Source organism: Gammaproteobacteria bacterium (assembly GCA_037388465.1).
In the GTDB taxonomy this organism is placed as follows: Bacteria; Pseudomonadota; Gammaproteobacteria; order SpSt-1174; family SpSt-1174; genus JARRKE01.
In genome coordinates, this window is record JARRKE010000013.1 from 47,334 (window position 1) to 69,001 (window position 21,668).

At 63.5% G+C, this 21,668-nt stretch carries 24 protein-coding genes; 11 read left to right on the forward strand and 13 right to left on the reverse strand.

What is annotated here, in order from left to right:
* Positions 1 to 78 precede the first annotated feature (78 nt).
* Both P8Y64_04375 and P8Y64_04380 read right to left on the reverse strand, forming a co-directional pair.
* Positions 79 to 1,221: a homoserine O-acetyltransferase gene (locus P8Y64_04375; protein MEJ2059703.1), complete on the reverse strand. Its 1,143-nt coding sequence runs from the start codon at positions 1,219 to 1,221 to the stop codon at positions 79 to 81.
* 82 nt (positions 1,222 to 1,303) lie between these two features.
* Positions 1,304 to 1,660, reverse strand: a complete 357-nt coding sequence (locus P8Y64_04380; GenBank protein MEJ2059704.1) for a DUF3301 domain-containing protein — start codon at positions 1,658 to 1,660, stop codon at positions 1,304 to 1,306.
* A 54-nt stretch (positions 1,661 to 1,714) separates the two neighbouring features.
* On the opposite strand from P8Y64_04380, the gene P8Y64_04385 reads away from it, so the two are divergent.
* The 4 genes from P8Y64_04385 (at position 1,715) to P8Y64_04400 (ending at position 4,401) form a co-directional block, all read left to right on the forward strand.
* Positions 1,715 to 2,506: an inositol monophosphatase family protein gene (locus P8Y64_04385; GenBank protein MEJ2059705.1), complete on the forward strand. Its 792-nt coding sequence runs from the start codon at positions 1,715 to 1,717 to the stop codon at positions 2,504 to 2,506.
* Between the two features lie 127 nt (positions 2,507 to 2,633).
* Positions 2,634 to 3,392 carry a ferredoxin--NADP reductase gene (locus tag P8Y64_04390; GenBank protein MEJ2059706.1) on the forward strand — a complete coding sequence of 253 codons (759 nt, stop codon included), beginning with the start codon at positions 2,634 to 2,636 and terminating at the stop codon, positions 3,390 to 3,392.
* The gene (gene msrB, locus P8Y64_04395; protein ID MEJ2059707.1) at positions 3,389 to 3,796 is read left to right on the forward strand and encodes a peptide-methionine (R)-S-oxide reductase MsrB; all 408 of its coding nucleotides are present in this window, start codon (positions 3,389 to 3,391) and stop codon (positions 3,794 to 3,796) included. Before P8Y64_04390 ends, msrB begins: the two co-directional genes overlap by 4 nt.
* A gap of 29 nt (positions 3,797 to 3,825) precedes the next feature.
* Positions 3,826 to 4,401 carry a mechanosensitive ion channel family protein gene (locus P8Y64_04400; GenBank protein MEJ2059708.1) on the forward strand — a complete coding sequence of 192 codons (576 nt, stop codon included), beginning with the start codon at positions 3,826 to 3,828 and terminating at the stop codon, positions 4,399 to 4,401.
* Between the two features lie 90 nt (positions 4,402 to 4,491).
* On the opposite strand, the gene P8Y64_04405 is transcribed toward P8Y64_04400, so the two are convergent.
* Together P8Y64_04405 and P8Y64_04410 are read right to left on the reverse strand one after the other, a co-directional pair.
* Positions 4,492 to 5,037, reverse strand: a complete 546-nt coding sequence (locus tag P8Y64_04405; protein MEJ2059709.1) for a cytochrome b — start codon at positions 5,035 to 5,037, stop codon at positions 4,492 to 4,494.
* Positions 5,038 to 5,172: 135 nt separating this feature from the next.
* Entirely contained in the window at positions 5,173 to 5,547 is a 375-nt protein-coding gene (locus P8Y64_04410; GenBank protein MEJ2059710.1) for a DoxX family protein, read from the reverse strand.
* A gap of 156 nt (positions 5,548 to 5,703) precedes the next feature.
* Here P8Y64_04410 and P8Y64_04415 point away from each other — a divergent pair, with 156 nt between their 5' ends.
* The 3 genes from P8Y64_04415 (at position 5,704) to P8Y64_04425 (ending at position 8,952) form a co-directional block, all read left to right on the forward strand.
* A complete protein-coding gene (locus tag P8Y64_04415) occupies positions 5,704 to 6,972 on the forward strand; it encodes a TlpA disulfide reductase family protein (protein ID MEJ2059711.1) in 1,269 nt (422 codons plus the stop codon).
* 94 nt (positions 6,973 to 7,066) lie between these two features.
* The gene (locus tag P8Y64_04420) at positions 7,067 to 7,948 is read left to right on the forward strand and encodes an ABC transporter ATP-binding protein (protein MEJ2059712.1); all 882 of its coding nucleotides are present in this window, start codon (positions 7,067 to 7,069) and stop codon (positions 7,946 to 7,948) included.
* Positions 7,945 to 8,952, forward strand: a complete 1,008-nt coding sequence (locus tag P8Y64_04425) for an ABC transporter permease (protein MEJ2059713.1) — start codon at positions 7,945 to 7,947, stop codon at positions 8,950 to 8,952. Before P8Y64_04420 ends, P8Y64_04425 begins: the two co-directional genes overlap by 4 nt.
* A 15-nt stretch (positions 8,953 to 8,967) precedes the next feature.
* On the opposite strand, the gene gshA is transcribed toward P8Y64_04425, so the two are convergent.
* Positions 8,968 to 10,542 (reverse strand): glutamate--cysteine ligase, encoded by a 1,575-nt coding sequence (gshA, locus tag P8Y64_04430; protein MEJ2059714.1) that lies wholly within the window; start codon positions 10,540 to 10,542, stop codon positions 8,968 to 8,970.
* A 37-nt stretch (positions 10,543 to 10,579) separates the two neighbouring features.
* Positions 10,580 to 11,590, reverse strand: a complete 1,011-nt coding sequence (locus P8Y64_04435) for a hypothetical protein (protein ID MEJ2059715.1) — start codon at positions 11,588 to 11,590, stop codon at positions 10,580 to 10,582.
* A gap of 223 nt (positions 11,591 to 11,813) precedes the next feature.
* On the opposite strand from P8Y64_04435, the gene P8Y64_04440 reads away from it, so the two are divergent.
* Together P8Y64_04440 and P8Y64_04445 are read left to right on the forward strand one after the other, a co-directional pair.
* Positions 11,814 to 12,026 (forward strand): cold-shock protein, encoded by a 213-nt coding sequence (locus tag P8Y64_04440; protein ID MEJ2059716.1) that lies wholly within the window; start codon positions 11,814 to 11,816, stop codon positions 12,024 to 12,026.
* A gap of 79 nt (positions 12,027 to 12,105) precedes the next feature.
* On the forward strand, positions 12,106 to 12,813 hold the full coding sequence (locus tag P8Y64_04445) for a SprT family zinc-dependent metalloprotease (GenBank protein ID MEJ2059717.1): 708 nt from the start codon (positions 12,106 to 12,108) through the stop codon (positions 12,811 to 12,813).
* A gap of 169 nt (positions 12,814 to 12,982) precedes the next feature.
* Here P8Y64_04445 and P8Y64_04450 read toward each other — a convergent pair whose 3' ends face one another.
* The 3 genes from P8Y64_04450 to P8Y64_04460 form a co-directional block, all read right to left on the reverse strand.
* Complete coding sequence (locus P8Y64_04450) at positions 12,983 to 13,189, reverse strand: DUF465 domain-containing protein (GenBank protein MEJ2059718.1); 207 nt, start codon at positions 13,187 to 13,189, stop codon at positions 12,983 to 12,985.
* Between the two features lie 29 nt (positions 13,190 to 13,218).
* On the reverse strand, positions 13,219 to 13,716 hold the full coding sequence (locus P8Y64_04455; GenBank protein MEJ2059719.1) for a heme-binding protein: 498 nt from the start codon (positions 13,714 to 13,716) through the stop codon (positions 13,219 to 13,221).
* A 149-nt stretch (positions 13,717 to 13,865) separates the two neighbouring features.
* Entirely contained in the window at positions 13,866 to 15,845 is a 1,980-nt protein-coding gene (locus tag P8Y64_04460) for a monovalent cation:proton antiporter-2 (CPA2) family protein (GenBank protein ID MEJ2059720.1), read from the reverse strand.
* 122 nt (positions 15,846 to 15,967) lie between these two features.
* Here P8Y64_04460 and P8Y64_04465 point away from each other — a divergent pair, with 122 nt between their 5' ends.
* Together P8Y64_04465 and P8Y64_04470 are read left to right on the forward strand one after the other, a co-directional pair.
* Positions 15,968 to 16,441, forward strand: coding sequence for a peroxiredoxin (locus tag P8Y64_04465; protein MEJ2059721.1), 474 nt, complete (start codon positions 15,968 to 15,970; stop codon positions 16,439 to 16,441).
* Positions 16,442 to 16,445: 4 nt separating this feature from the next.
* Positions 16,446 to 16,772, forward strand: a complete 327-nt coding sequence (locus P8Y64_04470; protein MEJ2059722.1) for a hypothetical protein — start codon at positions 16,446 to 16,448, stop codon at positions 16,770 to 16,772.
* 6 nt (positions 16,773 to 16,778) lie between these two features.
* On the opposite strand, the gene P8Y64_04475 is transcribed toward P8Y64_04470, so the two are convergent.
* The 4 genes from P8Y64_04475 to P8Y64_04490 form a co-directional block, all read right to left on the reverse strand.
* Complete coding sequence (locus P8Y64_04475; GenBank protein ID MEJ2059723.1) at positions 16,779 to 19,403, reverse strand: serine/threonine-protein kinase; 2,625 nt, start codon at positions 19,401 to 19,403, stop codon at positions 16,779 to 16,781.
* 177 nt (positions 19,404 to 19,580) lie between these two features.
* Complete coding sequence (locus P8Y64_04480; GenBank protein ID MEJ2059724.1) at positions 19,581 to 20,291, reverse strand: DUF1003 domain-containing protein; 711 nt, start codon at positions 20,289 to 20,291, stop codon at positions 19,581 to 19,583.
* Positions 20,292 to 20,343: 52 nt separating this feature from the next.
* Entirely contained in the window at positions 20,344 to 21,000 is a 657-nt protein-coding gene (locus P8Y64_04485) for a thiopurine S-methyltransferase (GenBank protein ID MEJ2059725.1), read from the reverse strand.
* 179 nt (positions 21,001 to 21,179) lie between these two features.
* Positions 21,180 to 21,605, reverse strand: coding sequence for a rhodanese-like domain-containing protein (locus P8Y64_04490; GenBank protein MEJ2059726.1), 426 nt, complete (start codon positions 21,603 to 21,605; stop codon positions 21,180 to 21,182).
* Between the last annotated feature and the right edge of the window lie 63 nt (positions 21,606 to 21,668).

The following is a 21,668-nucleotide window of genomic DNA, read 5'->3' on the forward strand; positions in this document are numbered from 1 at the left end:
AGGATCCTTCAGGTCGGCATACCGGCCCAAGATCGGGGGGAATTATAACGTGATCGGGGAAACGGCGTTGCCCGCGCCCTAAAGCGCGGCAAAGAACTCGCCGATTATGCGTCCGAATTGCTCGGTATCCACCAGAAAGGCATCGTGGCCCTGCAGGCAGTCCAGGACCCTGACATCGACCTGCGCCCCGGCGCGCCCGAAGGCCTCGCTCAGCCATGCCTGCTGTGACGGCGGAAACAGTGTGTCGGTATGCACGCCGATGATCTGTACATGACGCGGCGCGGCCCCGGCGAACAACTCGGTGACGTCGCAACCGTCCTCGCACAGATCGAAACGGTCCACCGCACGCGACAGATACAGGTAGCAGTTGGCATCGAACTGGTCGCAGAACTTCTGCGCCTGATGTTCGAGATAGGATTCCACCTCGAACTCCATGGCGAAGGGTACGGCGCGGCGCCGCAGGGCATCGATGCGCTTGTGCCCGAACCGCTGCTCCCACTCCTCGGCGGCGCGGTAGGTCGTCATACCCAGCTTGCGCGCCAGGCACATGCCCTGGCGCGGGCCGGCACCCGGCGGGTAGGCCCCTTTCTGCCAGGCCGGGTCGCTGCGCACGATCTCGCGTTGCAGGGAGCGCAGGGCAATGGCGTAGGCCGAAGGCACGGCGGCCGTGGAGATCAGCGACAGATTGTCGAACCTTTCAGGGTTGGCGCGCGCAAAGGCCAGCGCGCTCATACCCCCCATGGAGGCGCCCATGACGGTATGCAGATGTTCGATGCCGAGCACGTCCAGCAGCCGGCGCGCGGCCAGCGCGACATCCTCCAGGGAAAGCTCGGGGAAATCCGTCCCGTAGACCCGGCCGGTCGCCGGATCCGGAGACGCGGGACCCGAGGAGCCGAAGCAGCTCCCCAGCGAATTCACGCACACCACATGAAAGCGCCCGGTATCCAGCGCCCGCCCCGGGCCGATCATGTCCTCCCACCAGCCGGGCTCCGGATCCTCGGGCGACGAGGCGGCATGGGCGCTCGGCGAAAGCCCGGTGAACAGGAGAACGGTATTGGCGCCGTTCGGCTCGCCCCACGACTCGTAGGCCATGTCGACCGCCTCCAGCACCCCGCCAAGCTTCATGGGCAAGGGGTCGGGCAGACGCACCACCCGCGTCGCGGAGGGAATGACAACGGCCGGCGCGGCGGCCAGTGATTGTTCGAATATGGATGCGGACATGGTATCTCCGAGTACAGGACTCGGTTTTTTTCATTATTTCACCAAGCCGGACCGGAATGCTACCGCAATGCCTGTAGGGACATCATGCGCGCGGCCCGCGGCTGGGCACGATCACCTCGCCGGCGGGATGATCCAGCCACAACCGTTCGACCCAGGGACCCAGCATGACCACGCGGCCGGGAAACCGCTGGCGCCCGTCCGGCAGGCAGAACTCGAAGCCGTACACGCGCTGCCACCTCACCGTCCCCGCCGGGTCGCGCCGCAAACGCAGGCCCACCAGGCCCACCGTCTCGTCCAGGAACTGCAAGTCCATGTCGCGGCACAGGCGCAGGCTGGCCGTGATGGCGTGTTCGCGCGCACGCAGGCTGTCGTACCAGAACCAGCCCACGGCGGCCAGCGCCAGCACGACTAGCAGCAAGGTCGTCTCACTGCCCGCCAACGATCACCCCGGTATACTGAAAACGTGACAACCCCATCGAATCTCCATAGCACCATGCGACCGCCCCCCGAACAACTCGTACCGATCATCCGGGAAGCGGCACGCGAGCACATCCTGCCACGCTTCATGCGCGTCGGCCACGACGTGAAGGCGGACGGCAGCCTGCTGACCGAGGCCGACCTCGCCACCCAGGCGGCCCTGGAGGAGACGCTCAAGGCCCACTGGCCCGATATCGCCTTCCTGGGCGAGGAAATGGAAGCCGCGCAACAGGCACGGCTGCTCGAGGCGGGCGGCCCGCTCTGGTGTCTCGACCCCCTGGACGGCACCAGCAACTTCGCCGCCGGCCTGCCGCTGTTCGCGGTTTCGCTCGCCCTCATCGAGGCGGGCGCGCCCACCGTGGCGGTCACCTACGACCCCCTGCGTGACGAATGTTTCACCGCCACCGCCGACGGCCCCGCCGCGTTGAACGGCAAGCCGCTGCAGGCCACGCCGCGGCGGGCCGAGCTGTCGCGCTGCACGGCGCTGGTCGACTTCAAGCGCCTGCCGAAAGCCCTGACGGGCCGGCTTGCCGCCGAACCGCCCTACAGCTCGCAACGCAATTTCGGCTCCTGCGCCCTCGAATGGTGCTGGATCGCGGCCGGGCGCGGACATCTCTACCTGCACGGCGGCATGAAGCTCTGGGACCATGCCGCCGGCACCCTGATCCTGAATCGCGCCGGCGGTTCATGCTGCACGCTGGACGGCGAACCCGTCTTCAAACCCACGCTGGCACCGCGCTCGGTCATCGCCGCACGCGATGCAGGCCTGTTCGCGGCCTGGCGCGCGCACCTGCTCGCCCAGGGCTGAACGGAGATAAGCCTACACGGCCTGGGCTTGATTTCCGCCCGCCGAGCCTGAAGCATTAGGAATGTGCCGCGGCGTCCGGTTAAGGCCGGACCGTCAACGCATCCCTATCGGCAACCCTGAGACGAACATGACTGACTGGGTGGAAGGCAAGGTCATCGAACAAAAGCAATGGACGGAGCACCATTATTCGCTGCGCTTCGAAGCCCCCATAGAACCCTTCGAGGCGGGCCAGTTCGTGCGCGTCGCCCTGGATATCGACGGCCAACGCATCGCCCGTCCCTACTCCTGCGTGAACCCGCCGCAGGACCCCGTGCTCGAGATCTACTACGACATCATTCCCGAAGGCCCGCTGAGCAACCGCCTGCCGGCGCTTGAACCGGACGATACCCTGTTCGTCGCCTCCAGGGCGCAGGGATTTTTCACCCTCGGCGAAGTACCGGACGGGTCCCAGTTGTGGATGCTCTCCACCGGGACCGCGCTGGGCGTCTTCCTGTCCATCCTGCGCACCGAGGAACCCTGGCGTCGCTTCGACAGGCTGGTCCTGGTGCATGCCGTACGCCGCGTCCAGGACCTCGTCTATCGCGATATCATCGACCGGATTGCCGAACGCCATGCCGACCGGTTTCAGTACATTCCTTTCGTAAGCCGTGAGCAAACCGATTTCGCCCTGTCCGGCCACATCCCGGACGCGATCCGCGAGGGACAGCTGGAGCAACGCGCCGGACTCGAATTCACGCCGGACGCGCAATTCATGCTGTGCGGCAATCCGGGCATGCTGAAGGACACCACCGCGGTCCTCGGCGAACGCGGCTTTCGCAAAAACCGCCGCCGCGACCCCGGACACATCACCACCGAACGTTACTGGTCGGAGGGCTCTACCCCATGAGCGACAAGATCCGCAAATCCGACGAGGAATGGCGTGCCGAACTCACACCGGAACAATTCCAGGTCACCCGCAAGGCGGGCACCGAACCGCCGTTCACCGGCGTCTACTACGACCATCACGAACCCGGCCTGTATCGCTGCATCTGCTGCAACGCACCGTTATTCCGCTCCGTGGAAAAATTCGACTCCGGCAGCGGCTGGCCCAGTTACTGGCAACCGGTGACGGAGGACGCCGTCATCCGGCATACCGACCACAGCCACGGCATGACCCGCACCGAGGTGCGCTGCGCCCGCTGCGACGCCCATCTCGGACACGTCTTCGAAGACGGTCCACAGCCCACCGGCCTGCGCTACTGCATCAATTCTGCCGCGCTGCGTTTCGAGGGTGACGGGCAGGACACCTGAAGCCAACCCACGTCTCTGGAGGATTCGCGATGGAAAGCCTGAGCAGCTTGTACGACGCCCTCCCCGATTTCATCCGCGCCAGTATTCCCACCATCATCCTGCTCGTCGGCGGGAGCCTGGGCATTGCGGTGATTCAGCGTCTGGTACGCCAATCGCTGGCGCGGCTGCAACGGCGCATCCCGCTCTCGCTGGATACCGTACTCGTCCTGCAGCGCCTGAGCGCCGGCGTGCTGTGGACGGTACTGCTGCTGTTTCTGCTGCACCTGTGGGGCATCAACGTCAGCGGGCTGTGGGCCATGCTGGTCAGCGTGCTGGCCGTGATCGGGGTCGGCCTGCTGGCAGTCTGGACCATGATCAGCAACATCACTGCCAGCCTGTTCATCTGGATCTGGCGTCCCTACGAACTCGGCCAGCAGATCGAAATCCTGCCCGAGGGCTTCAAGGGCCGGGCGGTGGACCGCAACATGATGTTCACCGAGGTCAGGGAAGACGACGGCAACATCCTCGCCATCCCCAACAACCTGTTCTTCCAGCGCATCATCCGCCGCTCCCCCGACGGCAGCCAGGAACCCATCGAACAATGGGAGGCCAGAACCCGGCGCTGACACCCACCAGCCCCATAAAAAAACAGCCCCGCCAAGGCGGGGCTGTTTTTTCAAACGCCGGGGACCGACCGGGCGGCCCCGGATGCACGACTACCAGAGCTTGATACGCTCCACTACGTCGTTGCCGTCGATATAGCGGTGCTTGATCGCGCCGGCCACGTGCACGATCACCAACACCAGCAGACTGTACGCCAGGAAGCTGTGCGCCCCCTCGAAAAACTCGTGCACCCAGCCGACCTTCGGCAGCGCCTCCGGCAGCTGCAGCAGGCCATAGAAGGGAATCTTGTGCCCCGCGCTGGAAACCATCAGGTATCCCGCAATCGGCACCAGCAGCATACACAGGTACATCAGGCGCTGGATCACCCAGGCGAGTCGGTGTTCCCAGGGCCAGAGGTTTTCGGCCTCTTTGGGCGGTTTGGTGTACAGATGCCAGCCGGAGCGCAACAGAATCAGGACCAGCAGCACCACGCCGGTCGACATATGGAGCGTGAACAGGACGAGCCTCGAGCTGTCGGTCTTGGGCACGTCACCCATAAAGGCCCCCAGCGCGATCATGCCGAGAATCAACAGGGCCATCAGCCAGTGCAAAACGCGTGTGACCCAACCGTATTCGGTGGCGGTATTGGTTGCCCGCATGTTCAACTCCTTTCGCTCGCAAGATGTTATTGGTTATTCAGAAACCCGGCGCCCCCAAAGGGGACGCCGGGCCTATCCTAACCGCTAATTGCTTAACCTTGCCTGAACGATTGACAACGAACAGGCACAAAGGTGTCAGGCCGGACGGCGGTCGAAGCTCCAAGCACCCGGACCGTGCACCGCCAGCGCCATCAGGCCGCCCGCGATGGCGAAGTCCTTCATGAAATTGATCATATCCATCTGCTGGGAGAAGTTATGATGAAAAATCGCTGCGGCCACCACGCTGAAGATCGCCAGGGCCCAGGAGATCCACCGGGTCTGCCAGCCGACGAGCAGCGCCAGCCCGCCGCCGACCTCGAGCAGGATCACCAGCGGCAGCAGCATGCCGGGGACGCCGAAGGCCTGCATGTAACCCTGGGTGGCCGCATAACCGCTGATCTTGCCGATACCGGCGATCAGAAACAGTTGGGACAGTAAAATCCGGCTGACCAGCAAATAATAGGTATTCATCAATTTTCTCCTTATGCTTCCTCAGTGGTAGGTGGAATAAATCATGCCCCAGACAGTCATATGTATGATAGACAAGGTTCCTGACCGCCAAGGTCAAACTTTCTGACCGTATTCGTAACGATTCATCACCCGGCTCACCCCAAATAACGCATCCCAATGACGCTGCTACGCCTCACCCTGCTCCTGGGCATGGTCTGCCTACCGCTGTATGCCCATGCCGACCTCGTCGAACACGATCTCACCGTCCCCAGCGGCGCCAGCATCCCGGTCCATGTCGCCGCGGCTGCCAAAAGCCGGACCACGCTGCTGTGGATTCCCTCCGAACACGGCCTGCGCACGGGCATGGAACAGGCCGCGACGGGCATCGCGAAACAGGGCTTCACCACCTGGCTGGCGGACCTGCAGACGGGTTATTTCGTTCCGGCCGACCGCGACAGCGTGAAGGCCTACAAGACCGGAGACATCCTGGCCCTGATGCAGGATGCGCTGGACGCCGGAGCCAAACGCCTGCTGCTGATCAGCGCCGGACGGGGCGCACGCGCCACCCTGGAGGCGGCGCATGCCTGGCAGGTGAAACACCCCGACCAGGCGGGCGCGCTCCAGGGGGTCATCCTCCTGCACCCCTACCTGTACGTGCACCGGCCGGCCCCCGGTACCGAAGTGGCCTACGTGCCGGCCACCTATGCCACCAACCTGCCGGTATTCCTGATCCAGCCGGAAAACTCCTCGCGTTACTGGCGCCTGTCCTCACTGCAGGCCAGCCTGCGCCAGGGAGGCGCCGCGGTGTATACCAAGGTCATCCCGGGAATCGAGGACGGCTTCATCTCCCGCCCCGACGGCATGCTCACGACCGGGGACCGCCAGGCGCGCAAGGACTTCCCGACCGTGATCCATCAGGCGGCATTCCTGCTCGAGCACACCCCGCGATCGGCCCATCCGCCGCAGCTGCGCCCGATGGTGAGGCCCACAGGCGAACAGCAGGCCCACGCCGACGACCTCAATACAGCCGGCCAGCCCGCCCCGCCGCTTAAACTCAAGGACCTGCAGGGACAGCCCGTGGACCTCGCGGCACTGCGCGGCAAGGTGGTGCTGGTCAGTTTCTGGGCCAAATGGTGTCCGCCGTGTCGCGAGGAACTGCCCACCCTGATCAATCTCTACCAGCAACTGAGCGGCGAGAACTTCACCATCGTGTCGGTGGAAGTGGGCGGCAAGGCCGATGTGGTCCGCGACTTCGTGGACCAGGAAGGCATCAACTTCCCCGTCCTGCACGACACGGACGGACACGCCGTACGCACCTGGAGTGTCTACGCCTATCCCACGAACTTCCTGATCGGCCCCGACGGCAGGATTCGCTACGCCCATTTCGGTGCCCGCGACTGGAACTCGCCGGCGTCGATGGCGATGATCCGCAAACTCATGCCTTGAATGGCTCGATTGCAGCGCATGGATGCGCCCTCTACACTGCTAGCGCACGCCGCCGGCTGTTCGGCGCAACGGCACCATTGTCCCGGCCCGCCGCATGACATCACTGCTCGAAGTCCATGACCTGGTAAAGACCTACCGCGGCGTACGGGCCGTGGACGGGATCAGCTTCCGCATCCCCGAAGGGAACTGCTTCGGGCTGCTCGGCCCCAACGGGGCCGGTAAGACCACCACCGTCGAGATCCTCGAAGGCATCACGCCCTACGACAGCGGGCAGATCCTGTATCGCGGCGCTCCGCCGGGGCGGGCATTCCGCAACGAGGCAGGCATCATGTTCCAGCACACCGCCCTGCAGGAACACGTTACGGTGCGCGAGGTGCTGCACATGTTCGCCAGCCTGTATCCGCGCACCATGCCGCTGGAAGAGCTGGTCGAGGTCTGCGACCTGCAGGAATTCCTGGATCGCGACACGCACCGGGTATCCGGCGGCCAACGCCAGCGCGTGCTGCTAGCCGTGGCGTTGATCAACGATCCGTGCATCCTGTTCATGGACGAGCCCACCACCGGGCTGGACCCGCAGGCGCGCCATCGCTTCTGGGAGCTGGTGGAGCGCATCAAGGCGCAGGGGCGCACCCTGGTCCTGACCACCCACTACATGGAAGAAGCCTATCGCCTGTGCGATGAACTCATCATCCTCGACCACGGGCACATCATCGCGGAAGGCACACCCGACGCCCTGCTCGCCGCCCATTACCAGGACACCATCCTGCGCCTGCCGGCCGCCTCCATCGACGGAGTAAGAAACAACCTGAAGGAAACGGTGCTCGACTGCGGCGAACACGTGGAGATCCTCACCCCGGACGTCGACGATACGCTGCGCGAGCTGCAGCACGCCGGCGTCCGCCTCAACCGGCTGGAGATACGCGAGCGCACGCTGGAGGACCTGTTTCTGGAACTCACCGAAAGGCGGGACACATGAAGCTGCGTCATGTCATGGCGGTACTGCGGACGCGCAATCTCGAATTCTGGCGCGACCGTGCGGCGCTGGGCTGGAATCTGGCATTCCCGGTGCTGGTCATCGCCGGTTTCGCCTTCGCCTTCAGCGGCAAGGGTCCCGACCTCTACCAGGTCGGCGTGCTGGACGGCATGCCCGGCAAGGCGCAGCAGATCGCGTTCGCGGACACGCAATACGTGAAGTTCGTTACCGAACCGAACCGCAAGCTGGCGCTCAGCAAACTGTCCCATCACGAACTCGACATGCTCGTCGACTTCAGGGCGCGCACGTTCTGGGTGAACGACAGCTCACCGCGCGGCTATCTGCTGGAACGGGTGTTGCGCGGCAGCGGCGGCACCGATTTCCAAAAGCAAACGGTCACGGGACGCCAGATTCGCTACGTGGACTGGCTGATCCCAGGCATCCTGGCACTGAACATGATGTTCAGCGCCCTGTACGGCGTGGGCTACGTCCTGGTGCGCTACCGCAAGAACGGCGTGCTGCGGCGACTCAAGGCCACCCCGCTCACCGCGCTGGAGTTTCTCACCGCCCAGGTCATCTCGCGGTTGTGGATCATCCTCGCCGTCGGCATCGCCGTTTACATCGGCACCGACCTGCTGGTCGGCTTCACCATGCGCGGCAGCTATCTGAACCTGTTTCTGGTTTACCTGGTCGGCGCGGTCACGCTGACCAGCCTCGGCCTGCTGGTCGCCGCACGCCCGGCGAGCGAGGAATTCGCCGAGGGCGTGCTCAACCTGATCACCTGGCCGATGATGTTTTTGTCAGGCGTGTGGTTCTCGGTCGGTGCACTCTCGCCCTGGGTGCAGAAACTCGCCGTGCTGTTCCCGCTGACGCACATCATTTCCGCCGCGCGCGCGGTCATGCTCGACGGGGCCGGACTCACCACCGTGCTGCCGCAACTGCTCATTCTGCTGGTGATGGCGCTGGTGTTCCTGCTGCTCGGCGCCCTGACCTTCCGCTGGGAATAGGCCGGTTCGCCCGCCTTACGGCTGGGCGAAATAATTCGTCAGGAACTCGTCGAAACGCTGGGTATTGCCTGCTTCCAGGGCAAGCTGGGCGGCCAGCGACTCCTCCGCTTCGCGCCGGAAAAAGTCTTCGCGCTCCGCAGACAGTTTGCGCGCCAGAAAATAACGCTGGTGCTTGAGGGACATGCGCTTGGCGAAGTGATAAAAGCTCTCGCCGTTCGCGCGCATCTCGTTGAGCATGCGCGCCGACGGCGTGCGTTCCGGATCGTCAACGGCCGCGCACTGCTCGTCCAGCGCCTGGCTGTACAACGGTGCGTCCTGCGCGCCGTCCAGGAACTCGGCAAACGGCCGCATGGCCTCGCACAACTCGGATGCCCACCGGCGCAGTTCGACCTCGTCGCCGTTGCGGCGCAGCCTGAGTCCCGGTTTGCGCCCCTGGTGGGCCACCTCGACCAGGTTGCGGTCGACGGACTCGCGTTCGACCTGGCTGATCGCAGGACTGTCCTGCAACAGGCTGAACAGCATGAACACCTCGAGAAAGCGCAGCTGCATTTCATTAATGCCCAGCGGATCGAACGCGTTCACGTCCAGTGAGCGCAGCTCCACGTAGCGGATGCCGCGTTCGCGCAATGCATGGGTGGGCTTTTCATTATCCAGCAGAATCTGCTTCGGCCGCACGCTGCTGTAGTACTCGTTCTCGATCTGCAGAATGTTGCTGTTCAGCTGACGGTATTCGCCGTCCACCTCGACCCCGATCGCCTCGTACTCGCGGCACGGTGTGCTGATCGCGCAGACCAGGCTGTCCACGTACGACCCGAGCGAGTCGTAATTGGCCTTGATGCCGGTTTCACCTTCGCGGGTATTGGTGTAGCCGATATCGCCCATGCGCAACGAGGTGGCGTAGGGCTCGAAACAGGTGTTCGCGTCGAACTCGGACAGATCGCTTTCATGGCCGTGCAGATACGACTTGCAGATGGCGGGCGAAGCGCCGAACAGATACGGGATCAGCCAGCCGAAACGCTGCAGGTTGCGCAGCAGGCCCATGTAGCCCGCATCGACGATGGGGCGCAGCGGCTGCCCGGGCGCCTCCACCTCGCGCATGCACTCCCAGAAGGATTCGCCCCAGGAGTAATTGAAATGCACCCCGGCGATGACCTGCATCGTGCGGCCGTAGCGATATCCCAGCCCGCGCCGGTAAATGGTCTTCATCAGCCCCTGGTTGGAGGTGCCGTACTGCGCGATGGGGATGTTCTGCTCGCCGGCCAGCACGCAGGGCATGCTGGTGGCCCACAGGACCTCGTTGTCCAGGTTCTGATAGACAAAACTCTGGGTGTCGGCGAGAAACGCCAGTGCATCGTCGATGCTCGTGCAGGGCGGCGTGATGAACTCGCACAGCGCCTCGGAGTAATCGGTGGTGATCCAGGGATGGGTCAGGGTCGAACCGAGCGTCCGGGGATGGGGCTTTTGCGAAATGCCGCCCTCGGGATTGACGCGCAGACTCTCCTTTTCCAGCCCCATCAGGCGGCTGTGAAGTACATCCTCGGCATTTTGGTGACAGAGTCGGGCCAGACGTTCGCTTGCCAGGTGATACACGCGCGGTCCTTTGTTATCGAAAAGTCAGACAATTGTCTCAGTTAAGACCGCAAACTTCAAAAGCGGTTGCGAACGCCGCCCGGTCTTCAGGCAGCATGCGTTCGTACAGGTAGCGCCGCGCCGCGCAGACCCGCTTGGTGTACGGGTCATGCGCACGCAGGCCGGCGCGGATATCGCGTCGGCCTGCCGGGACGCGGTAGTTCGGGCACCAATAACGCCGCGAATCGTCGGACTGCTGGACCTGCGCCGGCGCGCTGCCGCAACGCACCGTCACGTAAGGATCGTGGATGTTGTTGTCCTTCGGGCGCTCGTGAGTCGCCGGCTGCCAGTCTTCCAGCACCGAAAGCGGCACGAACAATCCCGACGCGTCGGTTGCCCGCGGCGGCCGAATGGTGCGGTTGTACCAGGCCTCCGAGGGCATATTCGGTATGTGGCACAGCGCACACTGGTTCAGTCGCCGGAACCGGTCCAGCTCCTCCCCTTTCAGGGGCGGCTCACCCAGCGGGCCCGGTGTGGCGGCGACGATGCCCACCAGGCGCCCGGTGGCTTCGGCCTGGGCCTGCGGGTCGCCGGCGGGCCAGCTCCAGCCGGTCAGTTCGGCATCGGGCTTGCCCGACGCCGGCTCCAGTACGCTGTAACGCACGGGAAGGCCGTCCGAGCCGATCGTCGCCATGCGCACATCGCCCTGGGATTCCGCCCACGAGCCGTCGGCCGCGCGGTAACGCACCGCCTCGACCCGTGCGATTCGGGTCCCGTCGGGGAAACGCAGCGTATAACGCTGTTGCTGGGGAAGGTACTGCGTCGTGATATGACCGCCGGCAGGCACCTTGACCCAGATGTGCAGAGCATCATCGCGGTCCAGGCGGGTGGGCAGACGGACGGGCGGGACAAGCTCGGCAAACCCCGCGCGGCGCCAATGGTCCCGCGGCGACTTGATCGTGACCGCCTGCACTGCCGAAGTCGTTGCCTCCTGCGTTTCGCCGGATTTGCGCTCACAACCCGTCAGCAGCAATCCGAACACCAGACAAACGCAGAGTGCTGTTTTCATCGGCGCATTCTACTACGCACGCGCATCTGCATGACGTCCGCCCGCATTCGGACGCAATTCAGGGCGAATAACGGAATTCAATAAAACTCTTGAGCGTTCAACAAAGTGTCATTGAGCAACCGCAAACAAAGTCCTAAACTCAACTGTCGCTGTGGGCAGCCACCGCAGATTGCATCATGTTGTCTGCAGCTACAGTCTTGACACATGCTTGAGGTACGTCTTTATGAATAAGAACGGTATCGTGAAGTGGTTTAACAACGCAAAAGGATACGGCTTCATCGAGCCCACCGACGGCGGCGAAGACATCTTCGTTCATTTCTCGGCCATACAGAGTGACGGCTATAGAAGTCTGAATGAAGGGCAGTCCGTTTCCTTCGAAGTACAGCAGGGCCCCAAAGGTTTGCAGGCGACCAACGTCGTACCCGTACCTGCCTGAGTACAAACGTCTACATCGACATTACCACCAGCTCTGTTATTCCCCCCGGCCGCTGCCGGGGGCGGCACACAATGTCGGCATGGATCTTCCCGAATACCGCCTGCGGGTTAGCCCGCGGGCCAAATATCTGCGCATCACGGTGACGGAACGCGACGGGGTCGTCGTGGTGCTGCCGCGCGGCATGAGCCCCCGCCACGTGGAGCCCTTCGTGCGCGAAAAACGCGCCTGGATCGAGCGCGCCCTGTTGCAGATCGAATCCCACCGTCCGGCGCCGGAAAGCCTCACCCTGCCCGACCGGATTTACCTGCCGGCCATCGACGAAAGCTGGGGAGTCGATTATCTGGACGGCACCGCTGACCGCACTTCCCTGCGCGAAACCTACGAGGGGCGACTGCGCGTGCATGGAGACACGGCCGACCGGCAGGCCGTGGAGGCAACCCTGAAACGCTGGCTGATGCGCCACGCGCAGCGCACGCTGCCGCCCTGGCTCACGGCACTGGCCCGGATGCACGGCCTGCAGCACGGCCGGATCAGCGTTCGCGCACAACGGACCCGTTGGGGCAGCTGCAACCAGCGCGGGGATATCAGCCTCAACTTCCGGTTGTTGTTCCTGGCTCCGGAACTGGTCTGCTACGTGCTGCTGCACGAACTCGCTCACACCCGGCACCTGAACCATTCCAAACGGTTCTGGGCCCTGGTGGAACGCATGGAGCCCGAGTATCGGGCACGGGAAAAGACCTTGCGCGCCGCGGCGCATGAACTGCCGCGCTGGGTCGAACGCCTCTAGCAGGCTGCTGTTGTCTACTCATGCGGCACGATAGGGCGTCAAAACCAGGCTCAAAATGCTCGTTTACACATCGCCCAATTTTTCCTTCTCTCGCACTCGCCTGAGCGACAACAACAACCCGCTAGGATTACCTGAGTAGCTTGCGGGGCCGGCCGGAACCGCCGGATCGTTATGCGTCGAGGTCAGGGATCAGCTTGCTCTCGATCCGCGCAATCATGTCCTTGAGCTGAAGCTTGCGCTTCTTGAGACGCCGCAGCTTGAGCTGATCGACATAGGCCGTCGATTGCAGGGCATCGATGGCTTCGTCCAGGCCGCGGTGCTCAATCCTGAGCTCCGCGAGCTGCTGCCGCAGCGCGTCCTCGTCGTTACCGAACATTCGCCATCATCCTGCAGCTCCCGATCGGGTCACATACTCATCTCCAGGTCGTCGGCCACCGACTTGATGCCGGCCGCCGCGCAACTCTCGTCAGTCTTGCCCGAAGGCGCACCGCTCACGCCGACAGCCCCGAGCACGTAGCCGCCCGCCTGGATCGGCAGACCGCCGGCGGAAAACAACAGCCCTTTGACGTTTGCCAGCGGCGAGTTGGCACGGTCCGACATCTGCGAGGTCGCGACGTTGAAATTCGCCGCGGTATAGGCCTTGAGACGGCTGATCTTCACCGACACCGGCGGCGCCTTGGTGTCGCGCAGCACGGCCTGGACGCTGCCGCCCCGGTCCACCACCGTCGCGGTGACGGAGATCCCCTGCTTGCGGCAGGCCAGCACCGCCTCGTGGGCAATCTTTTCCGCCGTCTCCATGCTCAGCCTTTTGATCGAGACCGCCATCGGCTCCTCGGCCTGCGCCAGACCGGCCGCCCCCAGGCCGATCAACGTTGCGGTCAGTGTGGTTGCCAGCTTATTCATGATCCATCCTCCTCCCGTTGCATGCTTGTTCGAAACCCTGCTCATCTTACCTCGCGCTCACGACGGTTGTGTTGCCGATCCAACCTTGCCGTGCGGCGGGTCTTTGCGAGACAGGCGTCGATCAATCCTCGCGCCGCCCGCGGGACGGGTCAAGCACTCATCCCCTGCAGCAGACGCCGCTCCGCCAGCTCGATCGCCTCGCGCGTGCCCTGCAGCACCAGCGCATCCCCTTCCTGCAGCTGAACCTCGCCGTTGGGCGAATCGCCCCGGATTGCGCCGCGGCGCAGGGCATTTACCCGCACATCAAGCTCCGCCAGCTGGAATTCTCCCAGGCGCTTGTTCACCGCGTCCGCATCGGCGGGCAACACCACGGTATGCAAAAAGGTCTTGTCCTCGCGCTCCACGTCCGCTTCGGTGGGATGGAAGAAACCGCGCAGCGCCTGGTAATGGCCGTGGCGCGCCTTTTCCACCAGGAACATGACCTCGTCCAGCGGTACGCCGAGATGGGTCAGCAGATGCTGCGCCAGCATCATGCTGGCCTCCAGCGTCTCGGGCACCACCACGGTCGCCCCCGCCGCCATCAGGTGCTCCAGGTGGCTGTCGTCGCGCGAACGCACCAGGATCGGGATCTCCGAACTGCGCCGCCGCACGCTGTGAATGATCTTTTCGGCGGCATGCGCGTCGTCGGTCGCGATCACCAGCATGCGCGCCCGGTGCACGCCCGCGGCGCGCAGGATCTCGGTATGCGTGGCGTCGCCGTAGAACACGCGCTCGCCCGCTTCCCAGGCCTCGCGGATCAGCTTCGGGTTCAGATCCAGGGCGATGTATTCGATGTCTTCCTCGCGCAGAAAACGCGCCAGGTTCTGGCCGATGCGTCCGAATCCGCAGATCACCACATGATCGCGCAGCTCGCGCGTCGCCGCCCCGATCTCGCGCGCCTGCGCGTAGCGTCCCTTGAGGTAGGTGCCGGAAAACAACCGCTTGGCCACAACGCCGTTGTAGCGGATGAGGATGGGCGCCAGCAGCATGGAGATCAGAATCGAGGCGATGACCGCCTGGCTGTCCATGGGATCGATCAGGCCGCGGTTCAGCGCCAGCGCCAGCAGGGCGAATCCGAACTCACCGCCCTGGGCCAGCACGATACCGGTACGCAGCGCCACGCCGTTCTCGTAACCGGCCAGACGCGTCAGCAGCGCCACCACCAGCCCTTTGCCGATCACGATGCCGGTTACCAGCACGGCCACCTTGTGCCAGATCTGGGGCAGGACGGCGATATTGAATTGCAGGCCGATGGCGATGAAAAACAGCCCCATCAGCATGTCCCGGAAGGGCCGCACGTCGGCCTCGATCTGATGACGGTATTCCGTCTCGCTAAGCATCATGCCGGCCAGAAAGGCGCCCAATGCCAGGGACAGGCCGAGCTGCGAGGTCACCCAGGCGGCGGCCAGCGCCACCAGCAGGACGGTCAGGGTGAACAGCTCCGCCGAATGAGCGGAGGCCACGCCGTGAAACAGCGGACGCAACACCCAGCGTCCCATCGCCAGCATGACCAGAAAGGCCACCAGCCCCTTGATCAGCGCCAGCCCCAGCGGCATCCAGAGCCCGTCGGTGGAACCCTCGGCGAGAATCGGAATAATCACCAGCAGCGGCACCACCGCGAGATCCTGGAACAGCAGTACGCCGATCGCCAGGTTGCCGTGACGCGACTGCAGTTCGAGCTGCTCGCTGAGCTGCTTGACCACCATGGCCGTGGAGGACAAGGCCATCGCACTGCCCGCGACCAGCGCCGCCTGCCAGCCCAACCCGTAGAACCAGACGATCAATCCGCCCGCGGCGGTGGACACCGCCACCTGCGCGCCGCCCAGTCCGAGCACGGCGTAACGCATGGACATGAACTTGGCGATCGAGAACTCCAGCCCGATCGCGAACAGCAGGAACACCACCCCGATCTCGGCGAGCAGATGTATGACCTCGCTCTCCGAGATCCAGCCCAGCATGTACGGCCCGGCGAGAATGCCCACCGCCAGATAACCGAGAATAGGCGGCAGGCCGACGCGGCGCAGCACCACCACGGCCAGCACCGACAAGGCAAGCAGAATGAGAACAGCGGAAAGTGCGCTGTGTTCCACGGAATCGATTTCTTATCGCAAAAGAAGTCAAGCCATTGTACACGGCCCGTCATCGTTCACAGCGCGTTAAAATCCCGGTAAAACATGCACGACCCTTCAACCTCATCCCGCGGAGAAACAACATGCTTGCAAGCGGAGACAAGGCGCCGTCCTTCGAACTGCCCGACGACGAAATGCACCGCTACAAACTCGGCCAGGAACGCGGCCAGCACAACGTGGTGCTGTATTTCTATCCCAAGGACGACACCCCCGGCTGCACCATCGAGGCGCTCGACTTCACCGCCATGCAGGACCAGTTCGCGGCGCTGGACACCGTAATCCTCGGCATCAGCCGCGACGACTGCATCAGCCACGCCGCCTTCCGCGACAAGCACGGACTGACCGTCCGTCTGCTGGCCGACACCGACGGCAAGGTCTGTCAGAAATACGGCGTGTGGCAGGAGAAGGAAAAAAACGGCGTGAAGAAGATGGGCATCGTGCGCTCCACCTTCATCATCGACAAGCAAGGCGTCATCCGCGAGGCCATGTACAGTGTCGGCGCCAAGGGACACGCGGCCGAGGTACTGGAAAAGATCAAGGCGCTGGCCGGCGCCTGAACCGGTGCACCAGCCGCCCCGCCCATCGCATTGCGAGCTATGCGGCCGGCATGGACTGCCGCTGACGCGGCATCACCTGATTCCACGTACCCGGCACAGCAACCGGCGCAACAAACGCGACTTCGACCGCAACGAAGTGCACACCCGCATCCTCTGGGTGTGCCGGCCCTGCCACAGCCAGATCCACGCCACGTTCACGGAAAAGGAACTCGAAAGGGAATACAACACGCGCGAGGCCCTGCTCGCCCACCCCGGCATGCAGGGTTTTACGGAGTGGCTGCGCAAAAAACCGCCGGGCTTCAAGCCCGGCGTGCGTCGCAGCCGTCACTGAAGCGGATCAATCCTCGGGCGGCTCGCCCGCGGCCTCGCGCCAGGCGGCGCGCACCTTGCGCAGCGCGAGCGCCATGGCGGCGCCGCTCTGGAAACGCTTGTCGACTTCCTTGGACAAAGCCTTGTCGACGAACTTGGCGATCTCGGTGGAGAGGATGGCGCGCACCTTGTTGATGGGCGGATGCCGCTCCTGGGTGATCTTGTACACCAGGTTGGCCATGGAGTCGGCCTCGAAGGGCAGCGCGCCCGCCAGCATGTGGTAGATGCTCACGCCCAGCGAGAACAGATCCGCGCGTCCGTCGATGTCGCGGCCGGAAATCTGCTCCGGCGACATGTAGGCGGGCGTGCCCAGCAGCGTGCCAGTGCGCGTCTTGCTGCTGTCGGTCAGGCGCGCAATACCGAAGTCGGTGATCTTCACCTGACGCTTGTCGGCATCGTAGATCAGGTTGGCAGGCTTGATGTCGCGATGCACCACGCCCTGCTTGTGCGCGTAATCGAGCGCCTCGGCCGCCTGAATGCCGATGCGCAGCACGTCGTCGACCTGGAGCAGTTCGCCCACCCGGGTGTAGTTGTCCAGACTCACGCCCTGGGCGTAGTCCATGGCGATATAGGCCAGGTCGTGTTCCTCGCCCACGTCGTACACGGTCACGATATTGGGATGCGCCAGACGGCCGGCGGCCTCGGCCTCGCGGTAGAAACGCGACTTGACCTCTTCCAGCGCGCCGTCGTCGAACTCCTGATTGAGCGCCAGGGTCTTGATGGCCACCTTGCGGCCGATCTTCGGGTCCAGGCCCAGATAGACGATGCCCATGGCGCCGCGGCCGATCTGGCTCTGGATCTCGTAACGGCCGAGCTTGGGCTTTTCCAGCGCGGGATCGTCCAGCACCAGCGTGTCGCCGGTGTGCCCGGAAGCGGGCCGGATCATCGAGCTGCTGCCGGTGAAGGTCGACAGCCGCGCCAGGCGCTCGCGCACGTCGCGGTATTCGGGTTCGTTCTGCGCGATCAGTTCATAGGCATCCTGCGCCTTGCGGAACTGGCGCTTGCGCTCGAAATCCAGGCCGAGCTGGTACAGCGACTGCACCACCGAAGGCGTGACCGGACAGCGGCGGAATTCCTGGAAGGCCTGGTCCAGCAACCCCTGGGCCTGCAGGTTCAGACCCAGCTGGCGGCGTGCCTCGGCGGCCTCCATCTTGCCGACCCGGAAATACTCGTCGAGGTAATAACGTGTGGCCAGCACCAGATGCCCGGCCAGCAGAAACAGCGCCGGCAGCGTGACCGGCAGCCAGTACTGGCGGGTCAGCAGCAGAATCAGCCCCCCGTTGAGCAGCACCAGCACCAGCACGCCCGAGAGCACGTGGCCGCTGGACTTGGTGAACATGCCGGCGGGCAAGATCATCAGATACAGCATCACCAGCACCAGCAACAGGCGCTGCCCCAGGTAGAACCACCCGGGCACCGTCACCTGCTCGCCGTCCAGCAGCGAGGCCAGGGAATAGGTCATGGACGCCACCGGACCCAGCTCGCCGCTGGACGGCTGCGGCGCCAGGCTGGGGGCGCTCAACCCCACCACTACGGTGCGGCCCTTGAGCGCGCCGTCAGGCAGCTTGTCGTTGAGCAGGAGGTTGGCCGAATAAATCGGGATGGGCGGCTGGCCGTCCCTGAATCGCGGCGGCGGTACGAAATAGCGGTAACCCGGCAGCGTCAGGATCTCGCGCGCGCCCATTTGCACGCCCAGGCCGGCATAAGTGCCCACATCTTGCTTTTTGAAACCGCTGGCGGTGCTCGCGAGCTGGAGCAGAAAACTCGGGAAAGTGGTGTTGTCGATATCCAGCGCCAGTGGCATTTCCTGCATGCTGTAGGCTGCGGACAGTGAAGGCAACAGCCCCACTCCCGCGGCATATTCGGCCAGATCCAAGTTGGGTGGCGTAATCAGGGCATGGGTGCTCGATTCCGGCCCTTCCACCAGCGGATGCAGCCATTTGGAGAAATACCACGGCGTGTTGCCGCCCGCTTCCTTGATCGCGAGCTGGTCCAGCCCCTTGGGCAGGGCGAAGACATACTGGCTGGGCTGATAGGTACCTGCAAGAACCACGTTGCCGCTGTTGCGAATCGCACGCGCCAGTATCCGCCCGTTATCCAGGCGGTTGAGCCAGTACACCACGGTCTTGAGCTTGTCCGCCCCCATGTTCAGGGCTTCCAGGCGCCGGTTGATGTTGTCGCGCGCCCGGCCCGTGGCGCTGCTGCGGGCCCGCATCAGTTCCGACCGCTTGCTGTCGATCGCCGCCTGGCCGCTGTTGACCTCCGACATCACGTCGTCCATCGCCGACGGGGTATAGGAACGGTTCATCGGCAGCATCAGGCCCACGGCCTTCGCGCCCGCCTTGCGCAGACGAATCAGCATGTCGGCGAGCAGATCGCCTGACCAGGGCCACTGCCCATTGGCATCGATCGATGCCTGATCGATATTGATCGCCGCCACCTTCGCCTCCGGCGAATAGCTGGGCATCATGCTGTAGGCGACATCGTAAAAGCCCGCTGTCGGACGCTGGAAAGCCGCCGTATAACTGCCAAGCAGAAGAATGAGCCCGGCGAGGCTCACCCAGAATGGACGTTTGCTCAGAATGCTGGGCATCTTAAGTATAAAATCTATCTTATAGTGGTTAGTTCGATGCCCAACTACTAGATGTTGGTGTTCGGGCTCGACATAAGTTCCTAATAATAGGCGGATGCGATGCACATGAACAGTGCGCGCACCGCCCTGTTCTTTTTCTGCCCAGCATCCCCTTGCTCCGGGTTCGATCTTTCCGCATCAGTGTTCCCGCGGCCGGGCGAGATCCTCGATCATGTCCATTTGAATCTCCTGAATCTCGATCAGTCGGCTCCACTGATGGTGAATCAGCTGATCGAGCTTCTCGTTGATCAGCCGGACTTCCATCTCGGCCTTGAGATTCACCTTGTAATCACTCTCCGCCCGCAGCCGGTCGCGGGCCTCCTGACGGTTCTGGCTCATCATGATCACCGGCGCCTGAATCGCGGCCAGCATGGACAGTACCAGATTGAGCAGAATGTACGGAAACGGATCGAACGGCCGCCAGATCAGGGCCACCGAGTTGATCACGATCCAGGCGAGCAGCACGGCGGCGAACGTAAAGATGAACGCCCAACTGCCGCCGAACTCCGCCACCCTGTCCGCCACGCGCTGCCCGAAGGTCAGCCGCTGGTCGAACTGCTCGTTCAGGTTCTGGGCCAGCAGCTCGTGTTCCTGCAGACTGCGCGCGACCTCCGTCTCCAGGCTGTCCAGCTCGCCCAGCTCCTTTTCCATCTGCCGCTGTACGTACTGCGTGCGAAAGCCGTTCAGACAGTTCAAACAGACATAACCGTCATTCGACCAGGCCGGCACCTGATCCCGGATCAGCCCGGCGACCCCCGACCTGACCAGATCCGCCGGGAGCATCTTCGACACCTGCTTGGTCAAACCGCAGACCTGGCAGGTTTCGGTCGCTTCGTGATGTCGACTCAAGCATCACCTCCTGGGCACGCCGCCTGCCGACCGGGCAGACCGCCAACCGCCATCACACCCGGCGCAGACGGAACACCAGCTCGTTCAAACGGCTCAGCCCGCGCTCGCGAAAACGCTCGTTCTCGGCCAGCACGTCCAGGTTGTCGATCGTTTCCATCTCGAATCCTTCCGAATACAGAGCCCGAACCTCCGCCTCCGTTACCGAGAACGGCGGCCCCTGCATTTCCTCCTGAGGATAATCGAGTGTGATCAGCAGTTCCGAAACGCCCGGTTTCAGCAACCGCCTCATATGCACCGCGTACAGCGCACGCATTTCCGGCGGCAGCGCGATCAGCGACGCGCGATCGTACACCGCCTGCACACCCTGCAGGTCGTCCGGTACCAGATCGAAAAAATCACCGCACAGGATCTCGATTTCATCCAGGCGGTAGATTGTGAAGTTGCTGAATGATTCCACATTCGGCGTGAGGTTATTTTCCTCGAAAAACGCCTCCACCGCTATAGGACTCAACTCCACCCCCAGCACGCGGTGACCCTCACCGGCCAGCCAGAGCAGGTCCAGGCTCTTGCCGCACAGCGGCACGAACACCCTCGACCCGTACTCCGCCTTCAGCGAAGTCCAGTGTTGCTGCAGGTGCAGGTTGAATTGTTGCTGGTGAAACCCGATCTCGTTATGGGTCCAGCGATCGTGCCAGAACTCAGGATTCATAATGCGCGCAAATTCCTTCTTTTTATCAAGCGACTGTTAAGCCCGAATGATACTACGCCATCCATTGCAGTCAGACGCGCACGGAGCCGGGTTGTTTCCTTATTAAATATAATCACGCCCGCCTAAAGGAAAAGGGGCCGAAGGCCCCTTTTCAAAAGCGTCGAAATCTCGACACCCGCTTAAACGTAACGCGCCTCGCGCATCACATCCTTGCCGGCCTCGGTCCAGCCGCCGAAACCGCCGGCCAGGCTGTAGACCTCCTTGAAGCCCATCATCTGCAGCACCGCCGCCGCCATTGCCGAACGACCGCCGGTGGCGCAATAGCACACGATCGGACGCTCATGCCCGCCGGACAGTTCCGGCACGTGCTTGGGATAGGACGGGTCGGCGGCCGCCTCCAGGATACCGCGCGGCACCAGCAGGGCATTCTTCACGTGGCCCTGCTCGTGCTCGGAAGACTCGCGCACGTCCAGCACCATCAGGTCGGGCTTGTCCTGCATCATCTTTTCCAGCTCGTCCGGCGTGACTTCCTTGATGCAGGACTTCGCGGCCTTGACGAAATCCATCAGCCCCACGGGCTGCTCGGGCTTGAACAGGTCGTACATGCGAATTCCCCTTTGTCGATGGATGAAAATTAGGGGATTCTAATACCAAAGCCCCAGCAGACA